This is a genomic window from Posidoniimonas polymericola, assembly GCF_007859935.1.
GTDB classification, from domain to species: Bacteria; Planctomycetota; Planctomycetia; order Pirellulales; family Lacipirellulaceae; genus Posidoniimonas; species Posidoniimonas polymericola.
Map to the genome: position 1 here is coordinate 86280 of NZ_SJPO01000009.1, position 13022 is coordinate 99301.

Genomic DNA, 13022 nt, shown 5'->3' on the forward strand with positions numbered 1-13022 from the left:
CGTCACACCCTCCCGCGACTGCTGAGCACCTCTTGGAAGAGGTCGTAGTTGGACTCGGACAGCCGCCGCACCTCGGGCAGCTTTCCCGACAGGGTGGCGCGGATCTTGTCGCGGTTCTCCCAGGCCTGCTGCAGCGTCGCCACTGCGACGCGGCCCTCGTCCTCCAGGTACTCCTCGAACGGGATAATCGCGCCGTCCTCCCGTGCGTTCTCCCCGAGGAGGTCGCCGATGATGCCGTCGGCCTTGACCGAGTACCGCACCACCATAGTCGGCGTCGCGGTCGAAACGCCGGCAATGGCCGCGTGCATACGCTCAGCAATATTGAGGCTCGCCGACGCGATCAGCCCCTTGTAATCCGCGGCCGAGTGGTCGCCCCAGGCGACGCGGACTCGGTCGTCCTCCATGGCGTCGACGATCTCTTCGGCGAGGACCAGGTCGTTGTTCTTGAGCAGCGTCTCTTGCACGTGAGGAACCAGCAGGACCTGGGCATTCAACTCGTCTAGCGCGTGCGTCACCAGCTCACCGAGCACCGCCAGGTGCACCTGCGCGGCGTTCGCGCCGCTCGTGTCGAGACCCGGGAACCGGGCGATGCCGCGACTCATCGCGATCGTCACGTACGGAGCGGCGGGGTCGACGCCGTATCGCCGCAGCAGTCGATGCACACGCTCCTCGCCGACGGGGTTCAGCAGAAAGGCCGGGTCGGCGGTCAGGTGCACCCGGTCTGCCGGGAGCCCCAGCTCGTTGATGACGTAGTCGTAGGACCGGCTCTCCCTGAGCGTGATGAGCGAAACGTTCTTGGCGACGGAGCAGAAGTGGTCGCGGTGCTCGTCGCTCTTGAACGGCCCCACCGACTGGGCGAGCATGAAGGTCGCCTTGCCCGTCTTCTGGGCGATCTTGAGAGGCTCGAGGTGCATGCGGAAATCGCCGTAGTCCGACGAGAAGTTGTCGCCGCCTGAAGCGATGACAGCGTCGGCGGCGCGGATCGCGTTGATCGCCTTCGCCTCGGTGCGGAACACCCGGGGCGCAATGCCCGCCCCGACCCGTCTAACCGGCAGCGAACGCACCTTCCCGATGAAGGGGTCAAGCACAAACGTCGCGTCAACGTCGCGTGTCTCGTCGAAAGCCGGCTGGCCACTCAGCACGGCGACGCCGCCCCCCGGGAACCTCTTGTGGAGCTCTGCGACGCTCGGCGCAATCAGTGCTTCGACGCCTCGGTTCCGAAATCCGTTGCAGCCGGAAAGTACAATTGACATGAAAGTTGCTTCTTGGTGATGTGGTTCGTCAGATCGCCGCCATCCACTTGCTAACGCCGAAGGCGACGCAACCTGGCCCGCGCGGCTCCGATGACCCGCTGATAGAACGGCTTGCGATAGAGCGCGCGATAGCGCGCCTCGATCGGCCGGAACCAATCGAGGAAGCCCCCGAAGCTTCCCGCCTGCTTCGCGGCCCGGAAGGCTTCGCGTCCCTCGACTAGAATCTGCGAACGCAGTTCGAAGATTGCCCGCTGGCGGCGGTCAATCCCGCGGCATGACGGCGTCACCCTCTTCGCCGGCGACCACTGGCCGCGTCTCGCACGCAGCCACAGACGGTAGGCGAGTCCGAGACGCCGGTGACGGAAGCCCCCCGCCTGCGACCTAGCCACTTCGCCGGGCGCGAGCGGCGACAGCTCGAGCCGGCCCTCGCGGATGCCCTGCTCGACAATCTCGCCGACGCGTGCGTTACGCACCACCACAACGTTGGTTCCTCGCGAGTCGTTCTCGAAGCCCGGCAGCCACGCGTCTCCAATCGAGATGTCGGCCGTCTCGCCGACGACGTCGTCACACATGTCGCACGCGGCGTACTTGAACAGCCCGATGCCCCAGTCCTTGGTAACGAGGCCTTCCATCGGCCGCACGATCTCATCGCCGCTGGAGGTGGTGACCCGGACCCCATACTGGCTGGCCTTGCGGCCCTCCAGCTTGTGCCGGAAGTCGATGCCCGCCAGTTCTCCGGGGTCGACTCCCATCTCCCAAGCGATCGCTTCCGCAAAGGCCGCGCTCTTTAAATGCCCGCAGACGATGGAAACGCAGAACGCGATGCGGTCGGAGAAGTCTTCCCTGGCCAACGCCAGCCGGCGTACCGCCTTGATAAAACAGGGGATGCCGACCACGGCGTAACGCCCGGGCGTTCGGATCACCTCGGCCAGCACTTCGGACATCTCGATGGGGTAGTAGCGGGACTTGGCCCCATCTCGCACCTCGGCCGGCGTGCGTGAAATAGCGTAAGAGAATCTTCGGGCGCCGTCACCCTGCTGGGTCTCTTTCACGTGGACAACGCCGTCGACCTCACCGGCCGCGAGTAGTTGGGCCACGATCCAGCTTCCCATGCCTCCGGAACTGCCGCGCTCGCGAAAATCGCTCTCGGATACCGCTCCGGCGTAGCACGCGAGGTGGTAGCCTATCTGGTCGTCCCGGCCGACGCCGGGGGACGCGTACAGGCGTTCTGCGATTGCGTCCTCATCCGGCCCCTCGCCTGAAAACGGGCACACGCCGGCGAAGTCGGCGTCGTGTTCGGAGGCCTCAGCATCGTCCGTCGCTTGCAACTCACCATAGGGATTCAGCTCTATCTGGTGCAGCGTTGGCGAAACCACCGCGCAGGCTCCGCAGCCGATGCAGCAACCGTTCGAGACAACTAGCTGTCGCGTTATCCCCGAAGCAGGCGGGGTGGCCCTGCCGCCTGAAGGAACTCGTGTTGGCTGCTGTTGGTCCATGATGCTGACCTAGACCTGCGTTGCTTCCGACTGAAGAAGCGACCCGGCTAGCGACTCCCTCCGGTCCACGCCCCACACCGGACCCTGGCTTGGGCCAGGCGGAGACTAGTCGCCAGTTCAGACGCCGCGGCGCGTCCGACCTTGGTGCTGAGCACCGCAACGGCCCACGCCAGAGCAGCGCACAACAGCGAGACCAGCAGCAGTCGCATTGGGGTCGCGTTCGGGAGGGCGAGCCTAACCGCAACGGTGGTCACGGCAACGGCGAGAGGGGCTGGAGCCACTCTCCACATGAGTCCCAGGAAATCCCGAACTCGGACCTGCCCCGTTCTGCCTACCGACCAGAACGCCAACGGGATGCACGCCACGTTGAAAACGAGTGCGTACGCCTTAGCCACTCCAATCGCTCCGAACGGTGCGCCGGCGACAAACGATCCAGCGACGAGGAGCGAGTGGATGCAACCCCAGCGGAGCATCTCACGATCCCTCCCCTGGCTCACGAATAGCCACCCCACCGACGCCGAGAGCGTCTGCCAAATCGCCGCCACCGACAACCACTGAAGGATCGGCCCCGACTCGGCAAAGTCTTCGCTGAGGTAGACCACAGCAATCCACGGCGCCGCAACGGCCGCGTACGCCATCATCGGGCAGGCGATTAACAAGATCCTTTCCATTGTCCACGTGTATGCCCGCCGGTACTTCTCTGGTTCGCCGGCCAAGCGACTTAACGCAGGAACGACGACGCCGGTTAGCGGGCTGTTGATCTGCTGGAGTGGGATCATCATCAATCGATATGCGCGGTCGTAGTAGCCGAGCGCCGCGCCGCCCCACCACCAGCCGATAAGCAGGTTGTCGAGGTTCCTGGCAAAGTAGTTCACAAAATTGAAGCCCGTCAGATTAGCGCCGAAGGTTACGAGGCTCCTCGTGCCCTTCTCACGAGCAGGCCACCCTGGACGCCAACTGCAATACCCCCACAGCATCGCTACTCGAACCGCGGCAGTCACCAATGGGATCAGGACCAACGCCCAGTAGTCGATGCTGGCGCCGCGAAATCGCAACGCCCAGCCAACGGCCGCAACCTGAGCCACTGCCATCGACGCGACATTAGCGATTGCAAGCTCTTTGAACTGCATTGCGCGGCGGAGCAGAGCCTGATGCTGGACGGCCAACCCAGACAGCAGGTAAGACAACGCGAGCGCACAGGTAATCGCAGTCAGTCTTGGCTCGCCGTAGAACCACGCGATCGCCGGGGAGAAGGCCGCTGCCAATGCGGCGATCGCAAGCCCAAGCCCCGACGAGATCCAAAACAGGTTTGTGACCTGACGGTGAGATATCTGCTCGCGTTGTACGGTCGCCATCGACATTCCTGCGTCGACGAACATCGCGGCGAAGTTGGTGAAGAAGGCGACCATCGCCAGCAAGCCAAAAGCCGTCGGATCGAGCAGGCGGGTAAGAACCGGGACCGCGGCGAGGCCAATCGCAATCCGGATTACCTGCCCCACGCCCGAGACCACCCCCCCGCGCACGGTTTTGCCCTTGAGATCCTCGCGGATCGAGTCGCTGCAGAAGTAGTCGACTTTCGAGGGCACGCGGGGTGGCTGCAGATAGGGCGGGACGCGGGACCAGGGATAAGAACTCCATGCTACACCAGCCCCCAAAGGTCGACGAGGCATTCGGCCCGCGGCGGGTCACGGCGGGGGCAGAAACCTAGCCGGACGCGAGGGGTGTGACGGCTGTGCCGGAAGGGTCGGGCGATTCCGCGAATCGCCCGGTTTTGGGCTGAAATGGGCCGCCGGATGAGGATAATCAAGGGATCGCTGGCAGTCCGCACGGCCGGCTGATGGCAGATCGAGCGGCAGCAGCCGCGGGTACTTTTGTCCGTCGGAGCGGGCAGAATCGGACAAAAGCCACCGGTTGCCCGTCGATGGCGATCCTCTTAAACAACGACCGGCAATGGAGTTAGGGCGATTCAACGCCCGTGATCGGGCCCGACTTTTGTCCCTAGGAATCGATGCGCCAGGAGGGGACAAAACTCGGCCAAGCGGCTAGCCGCGGACCTCGAGTACCCGCCCGGCGGACTCGTACCAGCCGAGCTTGCTGAACAGTGTGCGGTTGAGCTGGATGTCGAGCTCGAAGCAGCCAATCTGCGGGTCCTCGATGGCGACCCGCACGTAGCGGAACGGGAGGGGCTGCTCGTGGTAGAAGCAGAAGCCACGCTCGCTGAGGTCCTTGCCGACCACTGTTTGCGGGGGGCCGGCGGGGGTGCCCGGGCGGCCCCGGCCGAGGTCCTCGAGCGGGGTCATCCGCAGCAAGTAGGGGGCGGCCACCCGCGGTTGCCGGCGGCGGTCGCAGTTGGGCGTCAGCGCGCGGACCAGGCGTTCCCGAGCCGATGGCTGGGCGGGCGCAAAGTGCGCGGAATCAGGGACAACAGCGTCGGTGGTTAGCATCGCGTGCCTGGGGCTCGAAGGAACCGTCGTACGTACGCGGCGGCCAGCGCAACAGAAGAGGGCGTGCGGGCCGCGAGAACAGAAGTTTGCCGATAGGCGAGCTGCGTGAGACGACACGCACCGCCGATGCTCAAGCCTAGCCCGCAGCGGGGCATTGGCAAATGCGGCGCATCCGAATACGGGTTTACCACGCCGGTCGAAGCCGCGTATCCCGCAGCGGCCGCAAAACCCGAACCAGCGGCGCGCACTTACCGGCAGAAGCGACCGTTCAAGAGACTCGATCGGCCTGAAAATCGGCTAGGAAAGCAGCCACCAAGCGAGCACGGGCATGGTGAGGGTGCCGACCAGGATGCCGCCGACGTAGATCATGTCCGATCGCCGCGCGGTGCGGTCGTAGGTGATCTCGACGTGACGGCGCTGGGTGGCGAGGCGGACGCTGGGCGCCGTGGCGGTGCGGGCGGCGTGACCTGAAATCTGATTCATGAGCACCCCCGGCGGGGTGGCGTCGCCCCAGTAGCCCGGCAGGTCGCGGGCTTCCGACGGGGGGATCGCCTCTTGAAACAGGTGCTCGGCCGGCCGCAATGCCTCGGCAATCCGCCAGCAGTCCAGACACCCATCCAGGTGCCCCTGCACTTCGGCGTCCTCTGGCGCGCCCGATGGGAACGGGCCGCGGGTCAATACATTGAAGACTTGATCACAATTCATGAGAAGGCTCCCCGGCGTCCGTTGCGTGGCCGAGTCGAGTGAGAAAAGAAAAGCCTCCCGCCTAACCTTTGAATCTACTGGAAAGCGGCGCGCCCCCGCTAGGGCGATTTGCGCCTATTCTGCAAGTTCAGAAATCGCGTCTAGCACCTGCTGATCGTGGCCGTCTACCTTCACCCGCTTCCACACCTTGGCCACCTTGCCAGCTGGGTCAATCAGGAAGGTGCTTCGCTGAATCCCCAGCGACTTCTTCCCGTACATGTTCTTCTCCCGCCAGGCGCCGTACTTCTCGGCAATCTTGTGGTCGGCATCGACCAGCAGCGGGAAGTTCAACTCGTATTTTTCCCGAAATTTCTCGTGGCTAGCGGCATCATCGGGGCTCACGCCGAGCACCACCGCCCCGAGCTTCTTGAGCCTGGCCGACTGGTCACGGAACGCGCACGCCTCGAGGGTGCAGCCTGGCGTGTCGTCTTTTGGGTAAAAATAGAGCACGACGGGCTGCCCCTTTAGTTCCGAGAGGCGAACCTTTTCGCCCGAGTCGCTGGTCAGGGTGAATGCCGGCGCTTTGTCGCCAGCCTCGACCCACGGGGTGTCGCTCATCGGTTTGCCTCTCGGTTGAACTTCGGGATTCGGAGCCACCCGGCGGGACGCCAGCACGGCCGGGCTGCACCGATTCTAGCGGCCCGGCCGCTATCGGCGAGGCGCCCGCCGCGTCCCCCGAATGCGGGGGCCTTGCCGCGTGGCCCCGGGGCGGCTCGCTGGACCGCGGAGCAAGGGGTAAACTGGAGGGTTCGTAACGAGAACCGCACCTCGACCTGACCCGACTGGAGTCCTCCCATTTCCGATCACAACGCCCTCGAAGAGTCGCAGAAGCGGAGCCGCGAGCTCGCCCTGGCGGCGGCCCAAACCGCGCACGACAACCGCGGGACCGAAATCGTGCTGCTCGACATGCGCGAGCTGACCCCGGTGTTCGACTACTTCCTCCTCGCCACCGGCTCCAGCCGCCGGCAGCTGCACGCCATCAGCGAGGAGATCGACCACATTCTCGAAGGGAAGCTGGGCGACTCCCGGATGGGCATCGAGGGTTACCGCGAGAGCCGCTGGATCCTGCTCGACTACGGCAACGTGGTGATTCACCTGTTCGACGAGGAGGTGCGTGGCTTCTACGCGCTCGAGGAGCTGTGGTCCGGCGCCACGCGCGTGCCGCTGCCGTGGGACGAAGAGGAGCGTGATGAAGATCGCGATGAGGCCCCGGCTGCTGATTCCACGGACGACGCTTCCGACGGCGACGCGTAGCAGGGGTTACCGATCGCGGCGGAGCCGCGACGCATCATGTGGCACGTTACTGCCAAACGCAAACAGCAACCGCCGACGCTATGAACCTGCTCCGCGAAATCCGCGCCCGTTTTGCCTCTGCCCTGTCGCCGCTGGGCGTCGAGGTCCAGCCGCTCCTCGAGCTGATCCTGCCGAGCAAGGACGCCGCCTTCGGCGACTACCAGGCGAACTGCGCGATGCCGCTCGGCAAGCGGCTTGGGCGGAAGCCCCGCGAGGTCGCCGAGGAAATCATCGCCAAGCTCGAGGTCGCCGACCTGTGCGAGCCCCCCGAGGTCGCCGGCCCCGGCTTCATCAACCTGCGGGTGCGGGACGACTACCTGCTCGAGCAGCTCCACACCGCCAGCGGTGACCTTGAGCGGCTGGGCGTGGAGTCGGCCGAGTCGCCGCGCACGGTCGTGCTCGACTTCTCGTCGCCCAACGTGGCGAAGCCGATGCACGTCGGGCATATCCGCTCGACCGTCATCGGCGACGCGCTCTGCCGGGTGCTGCGGTTCCTCGGCGAGCAGGTGATCAGCGACAACCACATCGGCGACTGGGGCGCCCAGTTCGGGATGATCATCTACGGCTACAAGCACTTCGTCGACGAGGCCGCGCTCGCCGAGGCGACCGTGCCCGAGCTGACCCGGCTCTACAAGCTGGTCAACCAGCTGATCGAGCACCACGACGCCAAGCTCCGCGGCATCCCCGAGCTCGAGGCCAAGATCGAAGACCGCGCGGACGCGCTGGCCGAGCTCGAGTCGGCCGAGCCGACTGGCGACAAGAAGGCCGACAAGCAGGCGGCCAAGAAGCTGAAGGCGGCCCAGACGCAGCTCGCCGGGTTGCGCAGCGAGCTGACGTCGCTGACGCAGAAGGTCGCCGAGGTAGAGGCCGACCCGCGGCTCTCGCAGCTCGCCGCGGCCCACCCGAACATCGGGACCGACGCCATCGGCGAGACCGCCAAGCTGCACGCCGGCAACGCCGAGAACCAGGCCCTGTGGGAACGCTTCCTGCCGGCCTGCCTGGCGGAGATCAACGCCACCTACGACCGGCTCGGCGTGACGTTCGACCATACGCTTGGCGAGAGCTTCTACCAGCCGCTCCTGGCGGGCGTGGTCGAGGACCTCACGGAGAAGGGCCTGGCTACCGAGTCCGACGGAGCCATGTGCGTCTTCACCGAGGGCCACGCCGCACCGTTTATTGTCCGCAAGAAGGACGGGGCGTTCCTCTACGCGACCACCGACCTGGCGACCATCAAGTACCGCATGCAGGAGTGGAAGCCCGACGCGCTCTTGTACGTGGTCGACCACCGGCAGGGGCAGCACTTCGACCAGCTGTTCGCCACCGCCCGGCTGTGGGGCTACGAGGACCTGGAGCTGCAGCACGTCGCCTTCGGCACGGTGATGGGCGAGGACGGCCGGCCCTACAAGACGCGTTCTGGCGCCTCGGTCGGGTTGATGGGCCTGCTCGACGAGGCGGTCGACCGCGCCCGGGCGATCGCCGACAAGAGCGAGGTGCTCGCCTCGGACGACGAGCGTCAGGAAGTCGCCGAGCGGATCGGCATCGGCGCCATCAAGTACGCCGACCTATCGCACAACCGCACCAGCGACTACGTGTTCAGCTACGACAAGATGCTCGCCATGAACGGCAACACGGCCGCCTACATGCAGTACAGCTGCGCCCGCGTGCGGGGCATCTTCGCCAAGGGCGACGTCGACGTCGAGGAGCTGCGGGCTTCGGGTGCGAAGATCGTGTTCAGCGAGCCGGCCGAGCGGGCGCTCGGCATCGCGCTGCTGCGTTTCTCCGAGGCCCTCGAGCGCGTCGCGTCCGACTACCGTCCCAACCACCTGACCGCGTACCTGTTTGAGCTGGCGAGCCGCTACTCCGAGTTCTTCGTCAACTGCCCGGTGCTCAAGGCCGAGACCGAAGAGCTCAAGCAGAGCCGCCTGCTGCTGTGCGACCTGGTGGCCCGGACGATCGAGTGCGGCCTCGGCCTGCTGGGCATCCGCACCGTCGAACGTATGTAGGAGAGCGACGGCCGCCGGGTTAGTGCGGCGGCTGCCCCGTGGCAATGTCCCGGACGTCCTGCATCTGGAAGCCGTACTGCCGCCGCAGCCGGCCGAGCTGCTCGTCAGGGCCGACCGAGTCCGCCAGCCCGAGCCGCCTTTTCAGCTCGGTAAGCTGTACGCCGGTCAGCTGCGCGACGTCGGCCAGCGTCATGCTGCCCCGGATGCCGGCGTCGTCGTGCTCGGCGGGGGGAGCCTCCGCTGCCGGGGCGGCGGCGTACTGGTCGTGCTCTGCGGGGCCGCCTGGCGAGCGTTCCACCGGCGCCAGCAGCGGCAGTGCCGCCGCGACGACGATCACTGCGCACGCGATCGCGCCGGCCAGCTTGCGCTCGGCCGGGTAGCGGGAGCGGGCGCCCTTCACCGTGCAGACGATCCACTTCCAGTGCAGCGCCAGGTGCACCAGCAGCGTGGCGCCGAACGCCGCGGCGATCCAGAAATGCACGCCCCCCCAGCCGTGCCGATCCAGACCCCACACGGTCGCCATCCGGCCGGAGCCGGGCGGCAACACGTACCGCACTAGCAGCCCGGTGCTGGCGAGGAAGGCGACCTCGACAAATGCCGCCAAGTCGATCAGGAAGTTAACATTCGTGCGTTTCATCTGCGGCCTCCCTCTGAAAATAGTCCAGAAGGAACCACCCCCGAGGGGCCGCGCGGGTGTCGCGACAAACGGTCGCGGAGGGGCCGCTTTGCACAAGTCGGCAGGCGTTAGGCCGTGCCGGTCTCGCGTTCGAACTTCGCAAACACCATCCGCCCGGCGCTGGTCTGCAGCACGCTGGTCACGACCGAGCTGACCTGCTGGCCGATGTGGTCGCGGCCGCCGTCGATCACGACCATGGTGCCGTCGTCCAGGTAGCCGACGCCCTGGCTCGCTTCCTCGCCCGCCTTGATCACGCGGACCTCGACCTTCTCGCCCGGCAGGAAGACCGGCTTGAGCGAATTGGCGACGTCGTTCAGGTTCACCACGCCGACGTTCTGCAGCTTGGCGACCTTGTTGAGGTTGTAGTCGTTCGTGACGATCTTGCCCTCGAGGTGCTTGGCCAGGATCACCAGCTTCTGGTCGACCGGCTGGTCGCCGAACTCGGGGAGCTCGCGGTCGAAGATCACCAGCTCGACCTGCTGGTCGCTCCGCAGGCGGTTGAGGATGTCGAGGCCGCGGCGGCCCTTGCTGCGGCGGAGCTTGTCGCTGGAGTCGGCGATCGCCTGCAGCTCGCCGATGACGAACTGCGGCATCACCAGCTGGTTGTCGATGACGCGGGTCTCGACCAGGTCGGCGATGCGGCCGTCGATCACGACGCTGGTGTCGAGCACCAGCGGCTTGAGGCCCTTGAGCTGTTTGGCGAACTCCACGTAGGGGATGATGAAGCGGAAGTCGTTGCGGGTCTGCATCAGCACGCTGGTGCACGCGTAGCACAGCACCATGCCGAGGATCAGCGATATCCAGGTCGACGCCTCAGAGGAACCGGCCGGCAGCACCGGGCTGATCGCCAGCTTAGTCACGTACGTCAGGAACAACCCAATGATCAGCCCGAAGTACACCGACGTGATCACGTCGAGGCGTTTGCGCCGCGACGCGATGTCGATCGCGATCGTCGCGACCGCCAGCAGCATGATGCCCGCGAACGCCGCGGCGGGCAGCCAGGTCGGCCAGTTCTGGTCCTCGCCCGGCAGCACCTTGGACTGCACCAACTGGAACCCCAGCCCGGCGGCCACCATCAGGAACACCAGGCGGAGAATCAGCAGGGCCATTGGGTGTTCCGGGGGAGAGCTAGGGGGGGCCCGGCCCCGTGGGGCCGTGAACTTGCAACGCTTGGACCCTCAATTGTACCCCGCCGGCAACCCGCCCGACTACCGGAAACGGGACCAAACGCCCCCGGCCTACGGCTTGCGGTAGGCCTCGAGGGCGTAACGATCCGTAATTCCGGAAAGATAGTCAGCCGCGGCCCTCCGGGCGTCGCCCGGGCTAACCTGACGGTAGTGCGGCGGGACCCGCTCCGGGTCGGCCACGCAGCGGTCGTACAGCTCGCCCAGGGCGGCGGTCGCCTCCGTCCGGTGCTGCAGCACCAGCGGGTGCCGGTACACGCGGTTGAACAAGAACTCCTCCAGCTCCCGCTTCTTGTCGGCGATCTCGTCCGAGACCGTCGCGACGATCGGCGCGGCGCGGGCCGCTTCGGCGTTGGGGAGGTCGAGCTCCCCGAGCCGCGCCTGCGCCACCCCGAGCAGATCGCTCACCTGCCAGTCGAGCAGCTCGTGGATGGTCGCCCGCCGCAGCTCCAGCGGCGTCAGGTTCGTGTAGCGGTTCTCGATCCGCCGCGCGGCCTCGTCCCACAACTCCAGCTCGCGCAGCTCGCCGAGGTCGAGCAGGCCGAGCTCCAACGCGTCGTCGGCGTCGTGTGCGTCGTAGGCGATGCTGTCCGCGGCGTCGACAATCTGCACCTCGATGATCGGGCTCCGCAGGGCGCCGTCGGGCGTCTTGTCCGCGCGGCGGCGTTGGCCCTCCAGCACCTCCCGCGTCAGGTTTAGCCCCGGGAACTCGACGTACCGGACCTCTAGCAATTCGAAGATCCGCAGCGCCTGGGCGTTGTGGTTAAAGCCGCCGTGCCCCGCCAGCCGCTCGTCCAGCAGGTCCTCGCCCGCGTGGCCGAACGGCGGGTGGCCGATGTCGTGCGCCAGGGCGAGCGCCTCGACCAGGTCCTCGTTGACGCGGAGCGCCCGGGCCATGGTCCGGGCGAGCGACGCCACCTCCATCGTGTGCGTGAGTCGTGTGCGGTGGTAGTCGCCCAGCTCGCCGGTAAAGACCTGCGTCTTGTGGCTCAGGCGGCGGAACGCCGAGCTGTGCACGATGCGGTCGCGGTCGCGTTGGAACGGCGAGCGGTACCGGTGCGGCGGCTCGGGGTGCACCCGCCCGGCCGTGTCATCCGGGTGCATCGCGTACGGGGCCAGCGGGTCGGACTCTAGGATCATGACGAGGTCGAACGCGACTGGTTGGCGGGGGAGTGCTAGTATCGGGCCGGCGGCGTCGGCGCGCCGCCCTTACCCCTTTAGCATAGGTCGCCCCGGCTTCCCAGGCTAATCGGCGCCGCCGGATCCTAACCGCCGGCCGCTAAGCTTCCTGCCCCGAGTCGCGGCGGCGCGCCATGATCAGCCGCAGGGCGTCGCCGATGGTACAGATCGCGACCGCCTCTTCGTTCGAGACCCGCTGGTCGATCCCCAGCAGCTCGAGCTCCTCGTCAAGCTCCATGACCAGCTCGAGGGTCGCGAGCGAGTCGTCGGCGATCTCGGCGATCTCGGTGCCTGAGTCGACCGCTTCGGGCTCGACGCCAAACGCCTCGGCCAGGCGGTTCCGCAGCCGCTCGGCCTGCGCGAGCCCCTGCCACAGCAGGCAGCCACAGTCGGGGCACGGGGCGTCGCCGGTCTCGGGGAGCCCAGCCCCGGCGTCCGAGCCGCAGACCGCGCAGCGGCTCTCGGTGACCCGCGAACCTCGCTTAACCGGGGCCGCGCCCACCGGGGGTGCACTTTCCGTGTGGCTGGGGGTGATGGCCGACCCAGCCGCCTGGTCGATGGAGGGCATGCTGTTGCTCTCTCGGTTTGAAAGACGTGTGAGGAAAATCCGCCCACTTAAACGCCGTCAACCGGCGGGTGTTACAAACCGACTTTTTTCCGCTGTACGGACATCGGTTTATAGGGACAAAAGTCGCGATCTGCGCGGGCCGACGCGTCCCTCCCGCTCTGCTATAGCAGTGCGCAGTGCAA

At 66.5% G+C, this 13022-nt stretch carries 12 protein-coding genes; 2 read left to right on the top strand and 10 right to left on the bottom strand.

Going from position 1 to position 13022, the window contains the following annotated elements; genetic code table 11:
* Positions 1 to 2 precede the first annotated feature (2 nt).
* From Pla123a_RS17790 to bcp, 6 genes are all read right to left on the bottom strand, one after another.
* Entirely contained in the window at positions 3 to 1253 is a 1251-nt protein-coding gene (locus Pla123a_RS17790; RefSeq protein WP_146589446.1) for a polysaccharide pyruvyl transferase family protein, read from the bottom strand.
* Between the two features lie 50 nt (positions 1254 to 1303).
* Positions 1304 to 2629, bottom strand: coding sequence for a Coenzyme F420 hydrogenase/dehydrogenase, beta subunit C-terminal domain (locus Pla123a_RS17795; RefSeq protein WP_197528079.1), 1326 nt, complete (start codon positions 2627 to 2629; stop codon positions 1304 to 1306).
* Between the two features lie 167 nt (positions 2630 to 2796).
* Positions 2797 to 4335, bottom strand: coding sequence for a lipopolysaccharide biosynthesis protein (locus tag Pla123a_RS17800; protein ID WP_197528080.1), 1539 nt, complete (start codon positions 4333 to 4335; stop codon positions 2797 to 2799).
* 456 nt (positions 4336 to 4791) lie between these two features.
* Positions 4792 to 5193 carry a hypothetical protein gene (locus tag Pla123a_RS17805; RefSeq protein WP_146589452.1) on the bottom strand — a complete coding sequence of 134 codons (402 nt, stop codon included), beginning with the start codon at positions 5191 to 5193 and terminating at the stop codon, positions 4792 to 4794.
* Positions 5194 to 5490: 297 nt separating this feature from the next.
* Complete coding sequence (locus tag Pla123a_RS17810; RefSeq protein ID WP_146589454.1) at positions 5491 to 5898, bottom strand: hypothetical protein; 408 nt, start codon at positions 5896 to 5898, stop codon at positions 5491 to 5493.
* A gap of 114 nt (positions 5899 to 6012) precedes the next feature.
* Complete coding sequence (bcp, locus tag Pla123a_RS17815; protein WP_146589456.1) at positions 6013 to 6495, bottom strand: thioredoxin-dependent thiol peroxidase; 483 nt, start codon at positions 6493 to 6495, stop codon at positions 6013 to 6015.
* Between the two features lie 291 nt (positions 6496 to 6786).
* Here bcp and rsfS point away from each other — a divergent pair, with 291 nt between their 5' ends.
* Positions 6787 to 7191 (top strand): ribosome silencing factor, encoded by a 405-nt coding sequence (rsfS, locus tag Pla123a_RS17820; protein ID WP_261342761.1) that lies wholly within the window; start codon positions 6787 to 6789, stop codon positions 7189 to 7191.
* An 80-nt stretch (positions 7192 to 7271) separates the two neighbouring features.
* Entirely contained in the window at positions 7272 to 9233 is a 1962-nt protein-coding gene (gene argS, locus Pla123a_RS17825; protein WP_146589460.1) for an arginine--tRNA ligase, read from the top strand.
* A gap of 19 nt (positions 9234 to 9252) precedes the next feature.
* Here the strand turns inward: argS and Pla123a_RS17830 are convergent, their stop codons facing one another.
* The 4 genes from Pla123a_RS17830 to Pla123a_RS17845 all read right to left on the bottom strand — a co-directional run bounded on the left by Pla123a_RS17830 (position 9253) and on the right by Pla123a_RS17845 (position 12840).
* Positions 9253 to 9870, bottom strand: coding sequence for a DUF4405 domain-containing protein (locus Pla123a_RS17830; RefSeq protein ID WP_146589462.1), 618 nt, complete (start codon positions 9868 to 9870; stop codon positions 9253 to 9255).
* Between the two features lie 107 nt (positions 9871 to 9977).
* Positions 9978 to 11018, bottom strand: a complete 1041-nt coding sequence (locus tag Pla123a_RS17835) for a PIN/TRAM domain-containing protein (RefSeq protein ID WP_146589464.1) — start codon at positions 11016 to 11018, stop codon at positions 9978 to 9980.
* 129 nt (positions 11019 to 11147) lie between these two features.
* Positions 11148 to 12233, bottom strand: a complete 1086-nt coding sequence (dgt, locus tag Pla123a_RS17840; RefSeq protein ID WP_146589466.1) for a dGTP triphosphohydrolase — start codon at positions 12231 to 12233, stop codon at positions 11148 to 11150.
* Positions 12234 to 12372: 139 nt separating this feature from the next.
* The gene (locus tag Pla123a_RS17845; RefSeq protein ID WP_146589468.1) at positions 12373 to 12840 is read right to left on the bottom strand and encodes a hypothetical protein; all 468 of its coding nucleotides are present in this window, start codon (positions 12838 to 12840) and stop codon (positions 12373 to 12375) included.
* Positions 12841 to 13022: the final 182 nt, after the last annotated feature.

Excerpts from the sequence above, each read along its gene's own strand:
- Pla123a_RS17790 (WP_146589446.1), bottom strand. The coding sequence starts at position 1,253 with ATGTCAATTGTACTTTCCGGCTGCAACGGATTTCGGAACCGAGGCGTC.
- Pla123a_RS17805 (WP_146589452.1), bottom strand. The coding sequence starts at position 5,193 with ATGCTAACCACCGACGCTGTTGTCCCTGATTCCGCGCACTTTGCGCCC.
- Pla123a_RS17810 (WP_146589454.1), bottom strand. The coding sequence starts at position 5,898 with ATGAATTGTGATCAAGTCTTCAATGTATTGACCCGCGGCCCGTTCCCA.
- bcp (WP_146589456.1), bottom strand. The coding sequence starts at position 6,495 with ATGAGCGACACCCCGTGGGTCGAGGCTGGCGACAAAGCGCCGGCATTC.
- argS (WP_146589460.1), top strand. The coding sequence starts at position 7,272 with ATGAACCTGCTCCGCGAAATCCGCGCCCGTTTTGCCTCTGCCCTGTCG.
- Pla123a_RS17830 (WP_146589462.1), bottom strand. The coding sequence starts at position 9,870 with ATGAAACGCACGAATGTTAACTTCCTGATCGACTTGGCGGCATTTGTC.
- Pla123a_RS17835 (WP_146589464.1), bottom strand. The coding sequence starts at position 11,018 with ATGGCCCTGCTGATTCTCCGCCTGGTGTTCCTGATGGTGGCCGCCGGG.
- dgt (WP_146589466.1), bottom strand. The coding sequence starts at position 12,233 with ATGATCCTAGAGTCCGACCCGCTGGCCCCGTACGCGATGCACCCGGAT.
- Pla123a_RS17845 (WP_146589468.1), bottom strand. The coding sequence starts at position 12,840 with ATGCCCTCCATCGACCAGGCGGCTGGGTCGGCCATCACCCCCAGCCAC.